Source organism: Nocardia farcinica, from assembly GCF_001182745.1.
GTDB lineage: Bacteria > Actinomycetota > Actinomycetes > Mycobacteriales > Mycobacteriaceae > Nocardia > Nocardia farcinica.
Genome location: NZ_LN868938.1, coordinates 1,502,860 through 1,522,358, shown reverse-complemented (window position 1 = coordinate 1,522,358; position 19,499 = coordinate 1,502,860). Strand labels below are relative to the sequence as shown.

The 19,499-nt window shown below is 71.7% G+C and carries 19 protein-coding genes; 14 read left to right on the top strand and 5 right to left on the bottom strand.

Going from position 1 to position 19,499, the window contains the following annotated elements; translation table 11 throughout:
• Window positions 1-250: 250 nt before the first annotated feature.
• Genes AMO33_RS07390 through AMO33_RS07360 form a run of 7 tightly spaced genes read left to right on the top strand, consistent with a single transcriptional unit; the run spans window position 251 to window position 6,633 of the window.
• A complete protein-coding gene (locus tag AMO33_RS07390) occupies window positions 251-1,456 on the top strand; it encodes a cytochrome P450 (RefSeq protein WP_060593355.1) in 1,206 nt (401 codons plus the stop codon).
• Window positions 1,456-2,250 (top strand): SDR family oxidoreductase, encoded by a 795-nt coding sequence (locus AMO33_RS07385; RefSeq protein ID WP_060591515.1) that lies wholly within the window; start codon window positions 1,456-1,458, stop codon window positions 2,248-2,250. The genes AMO33_RS07390 and AMO33_RS07385 overlap by 1 nt, the downstream gene beginning before the upstream one ends.
• A complete protein-coding gene (locus AMO33_RS07380; protein ID WP_011209115.1) occupies window positions 2,247-2,474 on the top strand; it encodes a ferredoxin in 228 nt (75 codons plus the stop codon). Before AMO33_RS07385 ends, AMO33_RS07380 begins: the two co-directional genes overlap by 4 nt.
• Window positions 2,471-3,022 carry a nuclear transport factor 2 family protein gene (locus AMO33_RS07375; protein WP_011209116.1) on the top strand — a complete coding sequence of 184 codons (552 nt, stop codon included), beginning with the start codon at window positions 2,471-2,473 and terminating at the stop codon, window positions 3,020-3,022. The genes AMO33_RS07380 and AMO33_RS07375 overlap by 4 nt, the downstream gene beginning before the upstream one ends.
• Window positions 3,023-3,027: 5 nt before the next feature.
• Window positions 3,028-4,272, top strand: a complete 1,245-nt coding sequence (locus AMO33_RS07370; protein ID WP_082668610.1) for a hypothetical protein — start codon at window positions 3,028-3,030, stop codon at window positions 4,270-4,272.
• 23 nt (window positions 4,273-4,295) lie between these two features.
• On the top strand, window positions 4,296-5,396 hold the full coding sequence (locus AMO33_RS07365) for an NAD(P)H-dependent amine dehydrogenase family protein (RefSeq protein WP_060591509.1): 1,101 nt from the start codon (window positions 4,296-4,298) through the stop codon (window positions 5,394-5,396).
• A 10-nt stretch (window positions 5,397-5,406) separates the two neighbouring features.
• Window positions 5,407-6,633 (top strand): cytochrome P450, encoded by a 1,227-nt coding sequence (locus tag AMO33_RS07360; protein ID WP_060591506.1) that lies wholly within the window; start codon window positions 5,407-5,409, stop codon window positions 6,631-6,633.
• A gap of 86 nt (window positions 6,634-6,719) precedes the next feature.
• Here the strand turns inward: AMO33_RS07360 and AMO33_RS07355 are convergent, their stop codons facing one another.
• Window positions 6,720-8,384 carry an FAD-dependent oxidoreductase gene (locus tag AMO33_RS07355; RefSeq protein WP_060591503.1) on the bottom strand — a complete coding sequence of 555 codons (1,665 nt, stop codon included), beginning with the start codon at window positions 8,382-8,384 and terminating at the stop codon, window positions 6,720-6,722.
• Window positions 8,384-9,742 (bottom strand): cytochrome P450, encoded by a 1,359-nt coding sequence (locus tag AMO33_RS07350; RefSeq protein ID WP_011209121.1) that lies wholly within the window; start codon window positions 9,740-9,742, stop codon window positions 8,384-8,386. Before AMO33_RS07350 ends, AMO33_RS07355 begins: the two co-directional genes overlap by 1 nt.
• A 132-nt stretch (window positions 9,743-9,874) precedes the next feature.
• Between AMO33_RS07350 and AMO33_RS07345 the strand changes: the two genes are divergently transcribed.
• The 4 genes from AMO33_RS07345 to AMO33_RS07335 are packed head-to-tail and all read left to right on the top strand — an operon-like array spanning window position 9,875 to window position 13,247.
• Window positions 9,875-11,104 carry an MCE family protein gene (locus tag AMO33_RS07345; RefSeq protein WP_082668609.1) on the top strand — a complete coding sequence of 410 codons (1,230 nt, stop codon included), beginning with the start codon at window positions 9,875-9,877 and terminating at the stop codon, window positions 11,102-11,104.
• A 48-nt stretch (window positions 11,105-11,152) separates the two neighbouring features.
• Window positions 11,153-12,049 (top strand): SDR family NAD(P)-dependent oxidoreductase, encoded by an 897-nt coding sequence (locus AMO33_RS07340; protein ID WP_076573467.1) that lies wholly within the window; start codon window positions 11,153-11,155, stop codon window positions 12,047-12,049.
• Window positions 12,046-12,186, top strand: a complete 141-nt coding sequence (locus AMO33_RS31370; protein ID WP_159005586.1) for a hypothetical protein — start codon at window positions 12,046-12,048, stop codon at window positions 12,184-12,186. The genes AMO33_RS07340 and AMO33_RS31370 overlap by 4 nt, the downstream gene beginning before the upstream one ends.
• Window positions 12,183-13,247, top strand: coding sequence for a phosphotransferase family protein (locus tag AMO33_RS07335; protein WP_060591499.1), 1,065 nt, complete (start codon window positions 12,183-12,185; stop codon window positions 13,245-13,247). The genes AMO33_RS31370 and AMO33_RS07335 overlap by 4 nt, the downstream gene beginning before the upstream one ends.
• A gap of 13 nt (window positions 13,248-13,260) precedes the next feature.
• Here AMO33_RS07335 and AMO33_RS07330 read toward each other — a convergent pair whose 3' ends face one another.
• Together AMO33_RS07330 and AMO33_RS07325 are read right to left on the bottom strand one after the other, a co-directional pair.
• Window positions 13,261-15,030, bottom strand: a complete 1,770-nt coding sequence (locus AMO33_RS07330) for a hydroxysqualene dehydroxylase (RefSeq protein WP_060591497.1) — start codon at window positions 15,028-15,030, stop codon at window positions 13,261-13,263.
• Window positions 15,023-16,438, bottom strand: a complete 1,416-nt coding sequence (locus AMO33_RS07325) for an NAD(P)/FAD-dependent oxidoreductase (RefSeq protein WP_060593353.1) — start codon at window positions 16,436-16,438, stop codon at window positions 15,023-15,025. Before AMO33_RS07325 ends, AMO33_RS07330 begins: the two co-directional genes overlap by 8 nt.
• A 160-nt stretch (window positions 16,439-16,598) precedes the next feature.
• Between AMO33_RS07325 and AMO33_RS07320 the strand changes: the two genes are divergently transcribed.
• Window positions 16,599-17,243 carry a TetR/AcrR family transcriptional regulator gene (locus AMO33_RS07320; protein ID WP_011209127.1) on the top strand — a complete coding sequence of 215 codons (645 nt, stop codon included), beginning with the start codon at window positions 16,599-16,601 and terminating at the stop codon, window positions 17,241-17,243.
• Window positions 17,244-17,269: 26 nt separating this feature from the next.
• Here AMO33_RS07320 and AMO33_RS07315 read toward each other — a convergent pair whose 3' ends face one another.
• Window positions 17,270-17,833, bottom strand: a complete 564-nt coding sequence (locus AMO33_RS07315; protein WP_060591494.1) for a TetR family transcriptional regulator — start codon at window positions 17,831-17,833, stop codon at window positions 17,270-17,272.
• A gap of 92 nt (window positions 17,834-17,925) precedes the next feature.
• Here AMO33_RS07315 and AMO33_RS07310 point away from each other — a divergent pair, with 92 nt between their 5' ends.
• Complete coding sequence (locus AMO33_RS07310) at window positions 17,926-18,393, top strand: DUF4334 domain-containing protein (protein ID WP_011209129.1); 468 nt, start codon at window positions 17,926-17,928, stop codon at window positions 18,391-18,393.
• A complete protein-coding gene (locus AMO33_RS07305; protein ID WP_060593352.1) occupies window positions 18,393-19,484 on the top strand; it encodes an NAD(P)-dependent alcohol dehydrogenase in 1,092 nt (363 codons plus the stop codon). The genes AMO33_RS07310 and AMO33_RS07305 overlap by 1 nt, the downstream gene beginning before the upstream one ends.
• Window positions 19,485-19,499: the final 15 nt, after the last annotated feature.

Sequence of the window (19,499 nt, the reverse complement as noted above, 5' to 3'; positions counted from 1 at the left end):
GGTGTTCGGAATATAGTCCGAACTGATCATGAACCGCAAGAACATGTTCCTGTTTTTCGCGGTCGTCCGGTAGTGCGATTTCGCTGCGCGGCGCATCGCCGCGGCGGTTTCATGGAGTGATCGTACGTTCCCATTGTTATGGAATAGTGTCGGTGGTAGTGTCCAGACACATGTCCAGCTATCTGTCTCCACGCTGCGTCACGGGGCCGCCGCCCCGGAAGAACCTGTTATCGAAATGGGGGTGCACGCGATGACGGCGGCATCGTCGGAACCGGTGATCTTCGACCCCTACGACTACGCCTTCCACGAGGATCCCTATCCGGTCTACGCGCGGCTGCGCGCCGAGGCGCCGCTCTACCACAATCCGGAGCTGGACTTCTGGGCGCTGTCCAGGCACGCCGACGTCACCGCGGCCTTCCGTGACGCCACCCGGCTCTCCAGCGCCAACGGCGTCTCGCTCGACCCGGCCGCCTGGGGCCCGCACGCGCATCGCACCATGTCGTTCCTGGCGATGGACGACCCGCGGCACATGCGCATGCGCAAACTGGTCTACAAGGGGTTCACCCCGCGCCGGGTCGCCGAGATGGAGACCAGGATTCGCGAGATCACGCTGTCCTACCTCGAGCCCGCGCTCGAGCGCGGGCGGCTGGACTGGATCGACGAGTTCGCGGGCAAGCTGCCGATGGACGTCATCTCCGAGCTGATGGGCGTGCCCGAGCCGGACCGCGCCGAGATCCGCAGGCTGGCCGATCTGGTCGTGCACCGCGAGGACGGCGTGCTGGACGTGCCCGACGCGGCGATCGACGCCTCGCTGCGGCTGGTCGGCTACTACGCCGACATGGTGAAGGACCGTCGGGCCGACCCCACCGACGACCTCACCTCGGCCCTGCTCGACGCCGAGATCGACGGCGACTCGCTCTCCGACGACGAGATCATCGGCTTCATGTTCCTGATGGTGGTGGCGGGCAACGAGACCACCACCAAACTGCTGGGCAACGCGGTCTACTGGGCCGCGCGCAACCCCGCCGAGTACGCCAAGGTCGCCGCCGATCCCGACCGGGTACCGGACTGGGTGGAGGAGACGTTGCGGTACGACACCTCGAGTCAGATGGTCGCCCGCAGCGCCACCACCGACATCGACTACCACGGCGGCACCATTCCCGCGGGCGCCAAGGTGCTGCTGCTGATCGGCTCGGCCAACCGGGATTCGGCGGCCTTCGACGACGCCGACAGCTACCGCATCGACCGGCACGACACCAGCGCGCTGGCCAGCTTCGGCGCGGGCGTGCACTTCTGCCTCGGCGCGCACCTGGCCCGGCTGGAGGCCAATGTCGCGCTGCGCGAATTCGCCACGCGCGTCACCGAGTACACCGTGGTCACCGAGGGCATCGAGCGGGTGCACTCGACCAACGTCCGCGGGTTCGCCCACCTGCCCATCACCGTGGAGGTGCACTGATGCCCCGTTTCGACCCCCATCCCGCGCGCAGGCCCGCGCTGATCGCGGGCGCGTCCTCGGGCATCGGCGCCGCCACGGCCGTGGCGCTGGCCGCGCTCGGACACCCCGTCGCCCTGGGCGCCCGCCGGGTCGAGCTGTGCGAGGAGATCGCCGGGAAGATCCGCGCCGACGGCGGCACCGCACTGGCGCACCGCCTCGACGTGACCGACGACGCCTCGGTGGACGCGTTCGTCACCGCCGCCGAGGCCGCCCACGGGCCCACCGAGATGCTGGTGTCCGGCGCCGGGGACATCGAATTCGGGCCGGTAGGGGAGATGGCGCCGGACCAGTTCGTGAAGCAGGTGCAGGTGCACCTGGTCGGCGCGCACCGCATGGTGCACCGGGTGCTGCCGGGCATGACGGCGCGCCGGCGCGGCGACATCGTGCTCATCAGCTCCGACTGCGCCGACCACCCGCGTCCGCACACCGGCGCCTACAGCGCGGCCAAGGCCGGTGTCGAGGCGATGGCGGTGCAGTTGCGGATGGAACTGGAGGGCACCGGGATCCGGGCGTCGCTGGTGCGGCCGGGGCCCACCCAGACCGGGATGGGCATGACCTCGGCGCCGGAGGTCGTCGGGCCCATGCTGGAGGCCTGGCAGGAGTGGGGCTTCGCCCGGCACCCGTACTTCCTGCGGGCGTCGCAGCTGGCCGACGCGGTGGTCGCGGTGGTCAGCGCGCCGCGCGGCGCCCACCTGGTGCTGGTGGAGGTGCAGCCGGAAGCGCCCCTGAAGCCGCGGCCGGAGGCGGACTCGTGAGGATCGTGGTCGACCTGGACCTGTGCCAGGGGCACGCGATGTGCCAGGCCGAGGCGCCGGAGGTGTTCCGGGTGCCCAAGCGCGGCCAGGTCGAGATCCTCGATCCCGCCCCAGGTCCGGGGCTGCGCGCGCAGGTCGCCGACGCCGTCCGCTACTGCCCCACCCAAGCTCTGTCGCTCGTCGAGGACGAGGACGATTCCACTGCGAAAGGGACACACCGATGACGGGTTACGAGCGCGAAGAACTCGACGAGATGGTGCGCCGCTGGGTCGCGGAGAACCAGCGATGCGAGGAGAAGGGCGACTGGAAGCCGCTGGCCGAGCTGTACACCGAGGACGCCACCTACGGCTGGAACTACGGGCCCACCCAGGAGTTCATGGCGGTCGGCCGGGCGGAGATCCGCGAGCTCGCCCTCGGACAGGAGATGCTCGGCCTGGAGGGCTGGACCTATCCGTACCAGGAGTTCGTGGTCGACGACCGCAGCGGTTCGGTGATCGGACTGTGGAAGCAGGTCGCCGACGCCACCCGCCCGGACGGCAGCCACTACACGGTCAACGGCATCGGCGGCAGCTGGTTCCGCTACGGCGGCAACTTCCAATGGTCCTGGCAGCGTGACTTCTTCGACTTCGGCAACGTCTCGGCGCTGTTCCTGGAGATGATCACCGCCGACGCGCTCTCGCCCGGCATGCAGCAGCGCATCCAGCGCTCCACCTCCGGCACGCGACTGCCGGGCTGGTACAAGATCGGCGAGTCGCCGGTCCCGCTCTGGTGAGTGCGATGAGCGAGTCCAGCCGATTCCGCCCGCTCGCCCGCGAGACCCTGGCCGCACTGGTGCCCGAACTGCTGCTGTGCGGGCACCTCATCGACCGGTCGGGCATGGCGTACTCGATCGCCGCGTTCGGGCGCGAGGGGATGGCGCAGGTGGCGATCGAGGAGTGGCAGACCGCCAGCCCGGTCTACACCCGGCGCATGCAGGCGGCGTTGAACTTTCGTGGCGACAGCGTCGAAACCATCTTCAAGGGCCTGCAACTCGACATCGGCGCGCCGCCGCAGTTCATGGACTTCCGGTTCCGCGTCGACGACCACGATCACGGCGAGTTCTGGCTCGACCACTGCGGCGCGCTCGCCGACGTGGAACCGATGGGGGAGGAGTTCGTGGTCTCGATGTGTCACGACATCGAGGACCCGACCTTCGACGCCACCGCGCTGGCGACCAACCCGCACGCCCAGGTCCGCCCGATCCACCGCCCGCCCCGCAACCCGGCGGGCCGGGTACCGGTGTGCGCGTGGACGGTCACCATCGATGCCGCGCACGTCCCGCCGCCGGTGCCGCCCAACGCCGGGCTGCTCGCCGGATCGGCGGCCGCCCGGCTGGACCTGGCCCCGATCGACCCGACCGAGGAGGGACAGGCCGACTATTCCGGTCCGCTGCTCAGCGATCTGCGCTTCGCCGACTTCTCCCACTCGGCGCTGGTGCGCATCGCCGAGGAGGTGTGCCTGCAACAGCACCTGCTGACGATGGGTTTCCTGATCGCCGTGCGCGCCAGGGCCGGTGCCGAGGAGGCGGCGGTGATCGCGCGCAAACAGTTCACCGGCATCGCCGGGCTCACCGCGGAACGACTGCGTCGCTGCCTCGGGCTGGGTACCGACGCCGCCGCGCTGGCCGCCGTCCTGCGCGTGCATCCGGCGCTGAATCCCTTGCCCTACACCGGAATCGAGATCGAGGAGGCCGGGGAGCGGGTGCGCCTGCACATTCCGCGGGCGAGCGGCGCGCAGACCGACGGCACCTGGCCCGCCCTGTTGACCGCGGGGCAGCTGCAGCCGCTCGACGCGCTCGCCCGCGCGGTCGACCCGCGATACGTGGCGACCGGCGAGGACACCGCCGACGGCCTGTCCGTCGAGTTCACCCTGGCCGACCGGCCGTTCCGGGAGGCCTCCGAGGTGGCCGTCACCCGGTTCAGCACCGGGGCGGCCTTCGAGTTCACCGACCGGGGAATTCCCCTGCCGCTCACCGTGGTGTGAGCGAGAGAGCGAGGCGAGAGCCGATGGCAGACCAACCTCTGCGGGTCATCCAGTGGGCCACCGGCGGGGTGGGGCGCGCCGCGATCGAGGGCGTCCTCGGCCATCCCGGCCTGGAGCTCGTCGGGGCGTGGGTGCACAGCCCGGACAAGGACGGCCGGGACCTCGGCACGCTGGTCGGGCGCGCCGAGATCGGGGTGCGGGCGAGCACCGACGCCGACGCCCTGCTCGCGCTGCCCGCCGACTGCGTGATCTACAGTCCGATGACGGCCGACACCGCGGTGATGCGGGCGATCCTGCGCTCCGGCAAGAACCTCGTCACCCCGCTGGGCTGGTTCCATCCGGCGGGCAAGCAGCGCGCGGGCTTCGACGCGGTGTGCCGGGAGGCCGGCGTCACCCTGCACGGCACCGGCATCCACCCCGGTGGCATGACCGACAAGCTGCCGATCGTGCTCTCGGCGTTCTCCGGTTCGATCACCGAGGTGCACGCGCACGAGTACTCCGACATCCGCACCTATGGCGCCCCCGACGTGGTACGCGAATGGATGCGCTTCGGCGCCACCCCGACCGAGGCGACCGGCGGACACATGGCGGCGATGCTCGCCGGCGGCTACGGCCAGTCGGTGCGGATGATCGCCGACGCGCTCGGATTCGCCCTCGACGACGAGGTGCGCACCGTGCACGAGGTCGCCGTGGCCACCGCGCCCATCGAATCACCGATCGGGGTCATCGAACCCGGCCTGGTGGCCGGACAGCGCATCCGCTGGGAGGGCACCGTCGACGGCGCGGCGGTGGTGACGGTCGGGGTGAACTGGCTGATGGGGGAGGACGACCTCGACCCGCCGTGGCGGTTCGGTCCGGCGGGCGAACGCTACGACATCCGGATCGTCGGCGACCCCGGCACGCACGCGGTGATCACCGGCATGCACGCGCACAGCACCGCGGCGGGCCTGGCACGGCATCCCGGCATCGTCGCCACGGCCATGCACTGCGTCAACTCCGTGCCCGCCGTGGTCGCCGCCGAGCCGGGCGTGCGCACCTATCTCGACCTGCCGCTGCTGGGTGGTGTCGCCGCGGGGCCCGTGCACCGCGCCGCCGCTCCCGCCGGCGACCACCCGCATTCCTAGGAGGTACCCCATGAGCGCACCGTCGCTGCCCCCGGGCTTCGACTTCACCGACCCCGGCCTGTGGGCCCGGCGCCGTCCCGTCGAGGAGTTCGCGCTGTTGCGCCGCACCGCGCCGGTCTGGTGGAATCCGCAGGCCGACGCGGACTCCGGCGGCTTCCACGACGGCGGCTACTGGGTGGTGAGCAAGCTCGCCGACATCAAGGAGATCTCGCGCCATCCGGAACTCTTCTCCTCCCAGCTCAAGGGCTCCATCATCCGGCTGCCCGGCGACATCACCCCGCAGCAGATGAACGAGACCGGCGCGCTGCTGCTGAACATGGACCCGCCCAAGCACTCCAAGATCCGCCGGATCATCGCCAAGGGTTTCACCCCGCGGGCGGTGGAGAGCCTGCGCGCCGCGCTCACCGAACGCGCCGAACGCATCGTGCACGAGGCGAAGCGGGCGGGCAGCGGCGATTTCGTCGAACAGGTCGCCTGCGAGCTGCCGCTACAGGCGATCGCCGAACTGCTCGGCGTGCCGCAGGAGGACCGCCGCAAGGTCTTCGACTGGTCGAACCAGATGCTCAACTACGACGACCCCGAGTACGGCGACCCGGCGATGGCCTCGGCCGAAATCCTCGGTTACGCCTGGAACATGGCCGAACAGCGCCGAGCCTGCCCGGCCGAGGACATCGTCACCGAGCTCGTGCACGCCGACGTGGACGGCGACGGGCTGGCCTCCGACGAGTTCGGCTTCTTCGTCATCCTGCTGTCGGTGGCGGGCAACGAGACCACCCGCAACGCCATCACCCACGGCATGAAGGCCTTCGTCGACCACCCCGAGCAGTGGGAGCGGTTCAAAGCCGAACGCCCGCGCACCGCGCCCGACGAGATCGTGCGCTGGGCCACCCCGGTGACCGTCTTCCAGCGCACCGCCACCGCAGACGTGGAACTGGGCGGGCAGACCATCGGGGCCGGCCAGCGCGTCGGATTGTTCTACGGCTCGGCCAATTTCGACGAGGACGGCTTCGACGACCCGTTCACCTTCGACATCGGCCGCAACCCCAACCCGCACGTCGGCTTCGGCGGCACCGGCACCCACTACTGCGTCGGCGCCAACCTCGCCCGCCTCGAAATCGACCTGATGTTCAACGCCATCGCCGACGCCATGCCCGACCTGCGCCAGCTCGCCGAGCCGGTCCGCCTGCGCAACGGCTGGATCCACGGCATCAAGAGCTGGCAGGTCGCCTACGAATAGGTCTGCGGAACCGGCGAAGCGCCGCGATCGAGGGGTCGCGGCGCTTCGTGGCGTGTGTGTCGAGTGGTGTGCGCTCGGTGGTCCGGTCAGCCGCGGCGGGCGGTGGCGAGCAGGGCTTCGACGCTGGTGAGTTTGACGCGGGGGCGGCCGGTCGCGGCTCCCGCGGCGCGTTCGGCGCGGTCGATGTCCTGCCAGGCGGTGCGGTCAACCACGTCGGGTTGCCGAGTGCGGATCAGTGCGGTCAGGGCGGTGCGGTCACCGGCCGGGGTGGGTAGCAGTCCGGCACGGAAGTCGGCGAGCAGGGCCTGCACGGTTTCGGCGGAATCGCCGCGGTTGGAGCCGATCACGCCGCGGGCGCCGCGTTTGATCCAGCCGGTGACGTACAACCCGGGCACCGGCCTGCCGCCGGGCGCGTCGAGGACGCGACCGGCCGTGTTGGGCACGATGCCGCGCTCGGGGTCGAACGGCACGTCGGGCACCGGCACGCCCCGGTAGCCGGTCGCGCGCAGGACCAGCGACGCCTCGATGTGCGCCCGGTCTTCGGTGCGGTCGGCGACCACGCCGTCGGCGGTCTGCCGCACGCGGGTGCGCGCGTACTCCACACCGGTGACCCGGTCCGTCCCGAGGATCGCGGTGGGGGCGGCGCGGTAGCCGAAGCGGATCCGACGGCGGCCCGAACCCACCGCGGCCGAGGCGTATTCGTGGGCCAGCGCCACCTTGCGGCGGGCGGCGTCGTCGCCCTCGGGCACGGCGGTGCCCGGCCCCGGCGCCAGATCGGCGGGGTCGACGATCACGTCCACCCCGGACAGGTGTGCGAGGGCGAGGAATTCGGGACCGGTGTAGGCCGCCTGCGCCGGGCCGCGCCTGCCGAGCACGACCACCTCGCGGATGCGCGAGTGCCGCAGCGCGGCCAGCGCGTGGTCGGCGATGTCGGTGCGGGCCAGCTCGTCGGGGTCGGCGGTGAGCACGCGGGCGATGTCGAGGGCGACGTTGCCGTTGCCGATCACCACCGCGCGCTCGCCGGACAGATCGACGGCGAGGTCCGCGTGCTCGGGATGGCCGTTGTACCAGGCGACGAAATCGGTGCCGGAATGGCTGCCCGGCAGGTTTTCGCCGGGGATGCCGAGCTCCCGGTCGGCCGAGGCGCCGACCGCGTAGATCACCGCGTGACAGCTGTCCAACAATTCGGCCTGGGCGACATGCTCGCCGACAGTGACATTGAGATGCAGCTGGACCGCGTCGCGCTTGATGGCCGCGGCGAACATCTCCGCCACCGCCCTGGTCTGGCCGTGATCGGGCGCCACCCCGTGGCGGACCAGGCCCCACGGGGTGGGCAGCCGGTCGAACATCTCCACCTCGACGTTGCCCGCGGCCAGCAGATGCTCGGCGGCGTAGCAGGCGGCGGGACCGGTGCCCACGATCGCGACTCGCAGGGTGCCCAGGTGGGCGGGCAGCCGCGCGGGCGGCGCCGGGAGCGGCAGATCGGTGGTCATCGGGTGCCGAGCGAACCAGTCGGCGTTGATCTCGCGGTAGCGGTCCAGCTGCGCGGGCAACTCGTCCTCGGCGTAGACCGCCCCGACCGGGCAGGCCTCGAAGCACGCCCCGCAGTCGATGCAGGTCTCCGGGTCGATGTAGAGCATCTCCGCCGAGGTGAACTCGGGGTCCTCCGGGCGCGGCCGGATGCAGTCCACCGGGCATTCGGCCACGCAACTGGCGTCGTTGCAGCAGCGCTGGGTGATGACGTAGGCCATCAGCTGGTCCTGACCCGGCGGCGGTAACGCACCCGGCAGGGCTGTTGCAACTGCACCACCATCTTGGAGTGGTCGTTGCGGTAGCTCTCCGACGGCTGAGCCATCTCGAATTCCCAGTCCCGCAACAGGATCGAGAAGATCGCCTTCAGCTGCATGAGCGCGAACGCCGCGCCGACGCAGCGGTGCCTGCCCGCGCCGAACGGGATCCAGGTCCAGCGGTTGACCAGATCCTCCTGGTTCGGGTCGATGTAGCGGCCGGGGTCGAAGGTGTCGGGGTCGGGGAAGTCCTCGGGCAGGCGGTTGGAGATGGCCGGGGTCGCCGCGACGTGGTCGCCCGCCGCGATGTGGTGCCCGCACACCTCGAAATCGCCCTGCGCGACCCGCATGAGGATGATCAGCGGCGGGTGCATCCGCAGCGTCTCCTTCAGCGTCGCCTCCAGCAGCGGGATCTGGCGCAGCGCGTGGAAGCTGACATCCTTGCCGTCGGCGAACAACTCGTCCAGCTCGGCCACCACGCGGTCGCGCAGCTCGGGATGGCGCAGCAGTTCGATGACCGTCCAGGCCGCGGTGCCCGAGGTGGTGTGGTGACCGGCGAACATCATCGAGATGAAGATGCCGGTGATCTCGCTGGCCGAGAAGCGCGGACCGCCGTCCTCGTTCGGCACCGAGACCAGCACGTCGAGCAGATCCCGGTCGGACTTGTCGGCGGGCGGGTTCGCCGCACGCTCGTCCATGATGGCCTGCACCAGCGCGACCAGCGCGGCGCGGGCTTCGTCGCGGCGGCGGAAGCTCTCGATCGGGGCGTAGGGATCCACGTAGGCGAGCGCGTCGGTGCCGCGCTCGAGCTCGTGGTAGAGCCTGGCGAAGCGATCGTCGAGTTCGTTGCGGAACTTCACGCCGATCAGGCAGGCCGAGGACGTGTAGATGGTCAGTTCGGCGAAGAAGTCGAGCAGGTCGATCTCGCCCTCGTCGTCCCATCCGGCGATCATCCGGTCCACCTCGGCGGCGATGGTGGTGGCGTGCCCGCGCATCTGCTCGGCGCGCAGGGCGGAGTTGTGCAGCATCTCCTTGCGGCGTTCGGGGCTGGCGTCGAAGACGACGCCCTCGCCGAAGATCGGTTTCATGAACGGGTAGGCCGCGCCCTGGTCGAGGTCCTCGTCCCCGGAACGGAAGAAGAACTCGTTGGCTTCCGCGCCGCTGAGCAGGATGACCTGCTTGCCCGCGAGTTCGAAGGCGCCGACATCGCCGCACTCCTGCCGCACCCGCCGCATGAGGGCGATCGGATCGGTGCGGAACTCCTCGAGATGCCCGTGCTCGTGTTCGCCGCCGGAGACCCGCCGTGGTTTCACCAGAGTCATCGGAATTCCTTCCCCAGATACCTGTCCACGTCATATGATGGACACGTGTCTGGACAGTACTACGGCTGACCGGACCCGGGCAAGGAGTCGCGGTCGGCCCCGCGCACCCGGCCCTCTCGCGAGAGGTGAGAAGTGGACGCAGGACAATCCGACAGCCACGAGCGATACGTACTGCTGCGCACCGCCTGGTCGCTACTGCGGCTCAAGGTCGCCGGCCTGGCGATGGTGACGGTTCTCCTCGCCGTCATGCTGCTGGCGCTGGCCATGTTCACCGGCCGGTTCCAGTCCACCGCGGTCGTCACCGTCGACGCGCCGCGGAGCGGCCTGGTGCTCGACCCCGACGCCAAGGTGCGCATGCGGGGCGTGGAGATCGGCCGGGTGGCCGCGATCGAACCGGCCGCGGGCCGGGTGCGGCTGACGCTCGCCCTCGATCCCGAGCTGATGCGCATGGTGCCGGAGAACGCCCTGGTCGACATCCGTTCCACCACGGTCTTCGGTGCCAAATACGTCAAGTTCGTCGCGCCGCCGCAGCCGTCGGACCGGCCGCTGCGCGCGGGGGCGCTGGTGCGCGGCGAATCGGTGACCGTCGAGTTCAACACCCTGTTCCAACGGCTGTCGACCATCCTGTCCCGGATCGATCCCGCCGAGCTCAACGCCACCCTGTCCGCGATCGGGCAGGCGTTGCACGGCCGCGGCGAAACGCTCGGTGACCTGCTCGCTCGCGCCGACGCCTACCTGCGCGAGATGAATCCGACGCTGCCCGCGCTCCGCGCGGACATGGCGGCCACCGCCCAGGTCGGGCACCTCTACGCCGATACCGCGCCCGAGTTGCTGCACACCGTCGACAACGCGACCGGCACCGCCACGACGCTCACCGAGCACGCCGCCGAGTTCGACGAGGTGCTCATGAACGTGACCGGGCTCGCGCAGACGGCGGGCACGGTGCTCGCGGCGAACGAGGGGCGGCTGGCCGAGTCGCTCGGCCTGCTGGCCCCCACCACCGGATTGCTGAACCGGTACAACCCGGTCTTCTACTGCATCGTCACCGGCGTGGCGTCGGTGCTGCCCCAGGGTGAGGCGATCTTCGGCGGCAACCAGCCGGGCGCGGCCTTCAACACCAACTTCATGCTGGGTGGTGAGCCCTACAGCTATCCCGAGGACCTGCCGAAGGTGAACGCGACCGGCGGGCCGAGCTGCGCGGGCATCACCGATCGGGTGCCCGGCTCGCACGCCGACTACGTCGTCACCGACACCAGCGAAGGCGCGCCCTTCACGCCCTCGACGGGCATCCGGTGGCTCGACGACCCGCCCCGCGTCTTCGAGATCATCTTCGCCGGCCTGCCCGGCGTGGGCAGGCGCTGACCGCCGGTATACCCGCCGGTGGCACGACGAAAGTGAGCGAATCCGAGCATGAGCGGACATGGATCGATGCGTGGCCGCGGTGCGGTGGTCGTCGGCGCGACCAGCGGCATCGGCCGCGCCGTCGCCGAGGCCCTGGCAGCCGAGGGCGCGGGGGTGGTCGTGAACGGGCGCGACAGCGCCGCGGTCGACGCCGCGGTCGCGCACCTCGGCGCCCGCGCGCGGCAGGGCGGCAGGGTGGTCGGGGTGCCGGGGTCGGCGGCGCACGAGGCGGTGGCGCAGCAGGCCGTCGCCACCTGCCGCGCCGAGTTCGGCGCGGTCGACGTGCTGGTGAACTGCGCCGGCGTGCCCGAGCCGGACGGCTCGTCGATCCTGAATGTCACCGAGCCGCAATGGAATGCACTGCTGGAGGCGCACCTGGGTACGGCGTTCGCCACCTGCCGGGCGGTGGCGCCGCACATGGTCGCCCAGGGTCGCGGGTCGATCGTCACCACCGGTTCCTTCGCCTACCTCGGCGACTACGGCGGGACCGGATACGCGGCGGGCAAGGGCGCGGTCACCAGTCTGACGCTGGCCGTCGCGGCGGAGCTGAAGGAGCACGGCGTCCGCGCGAACGTCGTGTGCCCGGGCGCGAAGACCCGCCTGTCCAGCGGGCCGGGCTACGAGGCGAAGATCCGGGAGCTGCACCGGCGCGGGCTGCTCGACGAGGTGTCCGCGCACGGCGCGCTCGACGCGCCGCCCGCCGAGTACGCCGCGCGGCTGTACCTGTTCCTCGCCGGGGACCGCGCCGCCGATGTCACCGGGCAGGTCTTCGTCGCCGCGGGCGGATTCGTCGGCCGGTTCGAGCGGCCCACGCCGGCCGTTCTCGGCTACCGCGACCACCACGCCGATCCCCCCTGGGAACTCGGCGACCTCGAGCACATGATCGGGCGGCGGGCCCGCCGATGAGTGCCGTACCACGCTTCCCCGAACTCGGGTGCTCCACCCCCGCCGACCTCGCGCCCGTGCCGGCAGCCTGGGAGCGCCGCCGCGACCCGGCGCGGTTCGCCGGGCTGCTCGCCGATCCGGGAAGCACCACAGCGTGAGCGCCGACGTCACCGCCGCGGACCTCGAACCGGCCTGCACCGCAGCGGAACTCACCCCGGAGTGGCTCGGTCGCGCGCTCGGCCGCCCGGTGCGGGCCGCCCGCGTCGAACCGGTCGGCACCGGCCAGATCGGCGCCGTGTACCGTGTCCACCTCGACGGCGCAGGCGTGCCCGAACGCGTGCTGGCCAAGCTGCCCGCCGCCGACCCCGGTACCCGCGCCATGCTCGCCGGCCCCTACCGGCAGGAGGTCGCGTTCTACACCCGTCTGGCGGCGACGGTGGCGGTGCGGGTGCCGCGGTGTCATCACGCCGTCAGCCGGGGCGACGGCGCCGAGTTCACCCTCCTGCTCGAGGATCTGGCCCCGGCCACGCCGGGCGACCAGATCGCCGGCTGCGGCTACCCGGAGGCCGCCGCCGCCGTCCGGAATCTCGCCGGACTGCACGCGCCGCGCTGGTGCGACCCCACGCTGCTCGACGAACCGGGCCTGTCGCTCACCGGGCCCGGCGAGGCGGCGATGCTGGCCGACCTCTACGGCCCGGCGCTCGACACCTTCCTCGCGCGCCTCGGCGACCGGCTGGACCCCGCCGATGCCGACACGCTGCGGGCCTGCGCCGCCGGGTCGGCGGACTGGCTGGTGGCCCGCCCGGAGCGATTCGCGCTCGTCCACGGCGACTACCGGCTCGACAACCTGCTGTTCGACACCCGCGGCGGCGGCACCGTCACCGCCGTCGACTGGCAGACCCTCGGATTGGGCCTGCCCGCACGGGATCTGGCCTATTTCGTCGGTACCGCGCTCGACCCCGCCGACCGGGCACGCCACGAGGACGCGCTCGTCGAACAGTACTGGCGGGCGTTGTGCGAGCTCGGCGTCACCGGATACACCCTCGGGCAATGCCGGCGCGACTACGTCTTCGCGATGCCGCAGGGTCCGCTGGTCGCCGTGTTCGGGGCGGCCTACGGTACGCCGAGCGAGCGCGGCGACGCCATGTTCGCCGCCATGGTCCGGCGCAGCTGCGCCGCGATCCGGGAACTCGGCTCACTCGCCGCGACACCGGGCTGAACCGGAGGCGATGTCAGACGTCGAGCACGTGCGGCAGCCCGGCCCGATACCGGTCGGCGTCGATCGCCTTGGCCGCCTCGAACACCGGCACCCGCACGAGCGGGAAGATCGGCGCCCGCGGGCCGGGGTCGTCGGCGGCGTCCATGATCGCGTTCGCCGCGGCGCGCCCGGACTCGTTGGCGCCCTCCATCGTCGCCAGATCGATGTGGTTGCGCACGTGGTCGCCGCCGAAGAACAGGTTGGGGATCGCGCAGCGCGCCTCCGGCCGGTTCGCGTACGAGCCGACCGTGTTGACCAGCAGCGGGGTCGCGTTCTCGATACCGCCGCGGCCCCAGGTGATGCCCGGATCGAGATGCCAGGAGTGCACGTCCTCGTCGCGCAGCCAGCCGGTGGCGGTGTTGAGCCATTCCTTCAGCTGCGCCCACACTTCGGCGGCGATCTCCTCGGCGGAGCATTCCTTGGCGGTTCGGCCGTAGAGGATGCCGGGGGTGTCCCAGTCGGAGATGTCGACGGACAGGCACTCGCGGACCGTGCCGTCGCCGTAGCGGGCGGCGAAATCGCCCACCCACATCGGCGCCTGCCGCAGTGCGGTCAACGCCCACGGCGAGCCGAGCGCGGCGATGTGGCCCTCCGGGATGTCGGTCGGTGTGCGCAGGTAGTACTGGATGCCGACCATCCAGTCCACCACCAGCTCACGCATGCCCGCCAGGCTCGGGTCGGCGTCGAGCACGGCGTTGCTCAGCAGCGGTACCGTCCGCTCCACCGGCATCGCGCAGACGTACCAGTCCGCGGTCACCCGCTCGCCACCGCTCAGCCGCACCGCAGCGATCTGCCCCTCGGCCAGCTCCAGCGCGCTCGCCGCCCGGCCGAGCACGAAACGCACCCCGCTCGCACGCAGATGGTCGACCCACGGGTCGATCCATGCCTCGTTGGTCGGCCGGTTCAGGATGCGGTCGATCCCGCCGGAATACTCCTTGATCAGCCCGGTGCCTGCCAGTACCAGCGCCTCGCCGATCGTGCCGATGGTGCGCGCGGAACTCATGTGCGGCTTGGCCGCCACGGTGATCCTGGTCAGCGCGCTGACCAGGTACTCGCGGTAGGCCGCGGACTTGCCCTCGGCCCGGAGCGCCTGCGCCCAGGTCATGTGCTCCCACTGCCCGAAGCGGCGGGCATCGCAGGAGGTGAACCACATCATCATCTGCCTGCCGAAGAAGGCCAGCTCGTCGGGCGGCAGTTCGGGAATGAAACTCAGCCCGCCCACCACCGTGTTCTGTAACCGCTGCGGCGTCAGCTGATCGATCGCGCCGACCTCCACCGGAACGAAGATCGGCGGCCTGCCCCGGAAGCCGGCCACCGTGCCCTCGACGCGAATCAGATTGTCCGCCACACCGTTCGGGTTCCCCGGGAACGGGATGCGCCGCATCATCTCGGGGATGTTCTGGTAACAGCCGGGGAAGAACCGGAATCCGTGCTCGCCGGGCAGATCGAGCCGCCCGTCGCGGGCGGTCCCCGGCACCGCCATGCTGCGCGCCTTGCCGCCGAGATGAGCGGGCTCGTACACGGTCACCTGGTAACCGCGTTCGACGAGTTCGTGGGCGGCCGACAGTCCCGCCACGCCGCCGCCGAAGATCGCGACGCTGCGCCCGCCGCCGGTGCGCAACCACGGCGTTCGGCGTCGCTGCGCCGCGGCCGCTGGTGCGGTGGCGGCGAGGCCGAGACCCGCGGCCAGCGCCCCGCGGAGCACGTCGCGGCGGTTCACGATGCCCGGTCGCTTGTCATCCATGTCGATCTCCTGAGCAGACGGCGGAGGGAGGGGTGGCCGCCGCGAGGGCGGACGACTGCGCGCCGAACCGGTGGTGTGCCAGCGCCCGCGCCTGCCACCAGTCGGCGACCGCGTCGCGGGCCTCGGCGGCGAGATCGCCGAGCACCGGACCGATGCCGGGAAACGCCCGGCGCAGCGCCGAGACCGTGAGGGCGGCGCCGCGTGCGGGACCGAGAATGTCGGTGGGGCGCCGGGTCCGCGAGAAGATCGCGGTCACCGCCGAAGCCAGCGCGGGGTCGGCCTGTGCCGCCCGGTACAGCTCGGTCTCGAGGGAGTTCATGGCGGTGCCGCGGGCGAGCCGGTTCGTCCACTGGAAGATCTCCAGGCACTCGGCCACGCGCTCGCGTTCCCAGGCGGTCACCGCCGCGTCGAGTGCGTGGGTGTCGTCGAGCATCGGCGCCGCCTGCTCGCCGAGCAGGCGGCCGTACCGCAGCGCGTCCCGGATGCCTTGTGCGGTGACGGGATCCTTGAAATGGCCTGCGTCGCCCGGCAACGCCCAGCCCGGACCGGCCGACCGGCGGAAATAGGAGACCAGTCCGGTCGCCGAGCGCACCCGCCCCACCCGCTCGCAGCCCGCCAGCCGCGCCGCCAGACCCGGAATCCGCGCGATCGCCGCGGTATAACGCCGTTCGGCGGTGCCCGGTCCGAGCCGCTCGGTGCTCGCGGCGGGCTGCACGAGGCTCAACAGCAGGCCGTCGTCGCACGGGAACGCCGTGCCCAGGTCGGTGCCCTCGCGCCATTGGGCGGCGATCGCGCGGCGATCATGGTGGACATCGCGCCAGTAGGCGTAGAAGCAGTCGCGTCCGCTCGCCCGCGCCAGCCAGGGCTCGCCCGCGCAGGCCAGCCGGGCGACCGTGCTGCGCCGCCCGTCCGCTCCCACCACCAGCGCCGCCCGCAGCTCCCGGAGACCGTTCCCCTCGGCGTAGCGGACACCCACGCAGCGCCCGCGCTCCCAGACCAGTTCCGCGACGCGGGCCCCCTCGCGCAGCTGCGCCCCCGCCGCCGTGGCGGTCGCCACCAGTGCCGCGTCCAAGCCGGTGCGCCGCACGCACAGCGCGTAGTCGATCCCGTCGACCGGCTCGAACCTCGACCGCACCGCCAGCCCGGCGCCCGCGGCGAAGGCGGTGCGCAGGGGCGGGGCGCCGAGCGCCAGCACCCGGTCCAGCGCGCCGAGCCGCCGGAGTTCGGCCACGCCCGCGGGCCACAGCAGGTGGGTGGACAGCGTGTCGGAGGGAAAGCGGGCCGCGTCGAGCAGCACGACCGCCCGGCCCGCCCGGGCGAAGGCGGTGGCCGCGGCCGATCCGGCACAGCGCGCCCCGACGACGACGACCTCGGTTTCCTCGACGCCCGTGGCGGGGGTACCGCTCATTCCGACCACCTCGGTCACTAAGTCTCGGACACACTGTCCGATTGATGGTCCGGGCCCGGCGCGGGATTGTCAACGACTGTGCGGATGCGGGCACAATGGTCGACATGCAGCCACGCCGCCGACCCGAACGGCTCTCGCGCGCCGCGAGGACGGGTGCCGGATGCCGTCGCTGACCCGGGTGCCCAGGAGCGCGCGCAAGCCGGACGACGAGCGCCGCGCCGAATTCGAGCGGCGCGTGCTGGCCGCCGTCGAGGACCTGCTCGCCGACGGCACCCCCTACACCGAGATCGCCGTGCAGAAGATCGCCGCGGCCTCGGGCGCGGCGCGCTCGACCTTCTACCGCTACTTCCCGGACAAGAGCGAGCTACTGGTCCGGATGGCCGAACTGGCGACCACCGACCTGTTCGAGGCCGCCGAGAACTGGTGGCGTGCCGAGCACACCGAGGAACCGGCCGGTGTCGTCGCGGCCATCGCGGCGATGATCGCCGGGTTCCGCGAACACCGCTACCTGCTGCTGGCCCTGAGCGAGGTGGCCGCCTACGACCGGGCGGTCGGCCGCTACTGGCGCGGCCGCGTCGCCGCGTTCGTGGCGATCGTGCGCGAGCGCCTGGACGCCGAGAAAGCGGCCGGTCGAATCGACCCCGCGGTGGACAGCGCCGCGACGGCACTGGTGTTGACCGCGATGGTGGAACGCGCCATCGCGACCGCGTTCGCGTCGAACTCGGCGGTCGGCGACGATGCCCTGGCCGCGGCGCTGGGCCGGGCGATCTGGCTGATCGTGTACGGGGACGCGCCCGGTCGCTGAAAGACGCCGCACCCCAAGGTTTCCGATCAGGGGCGAGGCTCGACGAGGCGGCGCGCGGCCAGCACGATCGCCTCGCGCTGCGCCGCCCGGCTCGGCCCGGACGTGGCCTGGATCGCGTGGGTGGCCGACGTGCGCGCCAGATCGGTGAGGATGCGCAGCAAGGCGGCCGGATGGAACTCGGTGGTCACCGTGCCCGCGGCCTGGCCGCGCCGGATCTCGGCCAGCTTCGGGGCGATCGCCGCCTTCAGCACCGTGGCGACGGCCGCGTGCGTCGTCGGTTCCAGATCGGCCCACGCCTGCAACCGGGCATTGTCGGGGTTGGCCACGAAATGATCGAACAACCGCCCGACGTAGCCGGGCAGGTCGTCGGCCGCCAGCGCCGTCTCCGCGGTGGTCTGTGCCGTCCAGCGTTCGGTGACGGCCGCGTACAACTCGTCCTTGCCGGGGAAGTAGGCGTAGAGCCGGTCCTTGCTGGCGCGGGCGGCCGTGGCGATGCGATTGATCCGCGCACCGGCGACGCCGAACTCGGCGAACTCGGCCTTCGCCGCCGCGAGTATCCGCTCCCGGGTGGCCTCTCCAGCTGCACGCATGCCGACGATCCTATCTTGCCGAACCGTTTGGTTCGGATATAAGGTCGATCCGCGAACCGGGTGGTTCGGCACCGGCGGAGGCGAGGACTGTGATGAGCGAACAGATCGACTGGCGGCAACTGCGCGAGCAGCACGAGGGCGTCTCGCCCCGCGACCTGGACCGGCTGTGGGCGCAGCTGCCGACCGCGCGGGCCGAGGACATCCTCGGCAACTGGCGCGGCGATGCCTTCCCGACCGGTCATCCGCTGTGCCGGGCGCTGCCCGCCAGCCGCTGGTACGGCAAGCACTTCCTGGCGCTCGACGATGCCAAGCCGCTCATCTGCCGCGCCGAGGACGGCAGCCTGTTCTCCAATGTGGAACTCGGCCAGGGTGAGGCGACGTTGTGGAACATCGAGTTCCGCGGCGAGGTCACCGCGACCATGGTCTACGACGGCCGCGCCGTCTTCGACCATTTCAAGTGGCTCGACGAGAACACCCTCATGGGCATCATGAACGGCAGGCCCGAGCTGGTGCTCAGCCGCGGTGAGCACTTCTACTTCCTGCTGGAGCGGGATTCGTGATGCGCACGACCACGGCGGCGCTGTCGCGGGATCCGCGCGGCCCGTTCCAGCTCGAACAGGTGTGCCTGGACGCCCCGCGTCCGGACGAGATCCTGGTTCGCGTGCTCGCCTCGGGCATCTGCCACACCGATCTGGTCAGCAGGGCCGCCGGCGCCGCCGATCGACCGGTGCTGCTCGGCCATGAGGGCGCAGGGGTGGTCGAGGAGGTCGGCGGCGCGGTCACGGCGGTGCGCCCCGGCGACCACGTGGTCCTGACGTTCCGGCACTGCGGCGCCTGCCGCAACTGCGCCACCGGCCGCCCGGCATACTGCCGAAAAGCCACCGCTCTCAACACGTTCGGGCGGAGGGCGGACGGTACGCCGCGGGTGACCGTCGACGGCGCACCGGTCCTCGACGGGTTCTTCGGTCAATCGAGCCTGGCCGGCTATGCGCTCGCCACCGCCGACAACACCGTCGTCATCGACCCGTCGGTCGATCCGGTCGTGGCCGCCCCGCTGGGTTGCGGCTTCCAGACCGGCGCCGGTGCCGTGCTGAATCTGCTTCGGCCGGAAGCGGATTCCTGGCTGGTGGTGTACGGCGCGGGCGCGGTGGGCTTGGCCGCGCTGCTGGCGGCCCGCACGCTCGACGGGGTGCGGACGGTCGTCGTGGAGACCTCGGCGCAACGTCGCGCCCTGGCGCTCGAACTGGGCGCGACCGCGGCACTCGACCCCGCCGACGGCGACACCACCGCCCGGGTGCGCGAACTGACCGGGCGAGGGGCCGACCACGCGCTGGAGGCCACCGGCATTCCCACCGTACTGGCCGACGCGGTCCGCGCGCTCGGGGTGGGTGGCACCGTCGCGGCGGTCGGCCTCGGGACCGGCGCACCGCCGCTGGACATGCGGGACATCGTGGTGCACGGCAAGAGCATCCGGGGTTGCCTGGAGGGGGACTCGGTGCCCACCGAATTCGTGCCCCGGCTACTGGAGTTGTACCGCTCGGGCCGGTTGCCGTTGGATCGGCTGGTGAGCGTCTATCCGAGCGCGGAGATCGAGACGGCGCTCGCGGATCAGCGCGCGGGGACGATCGTCAAACCGGTGCTGCGCTGGTGAGCTCTAGGGCGTGCC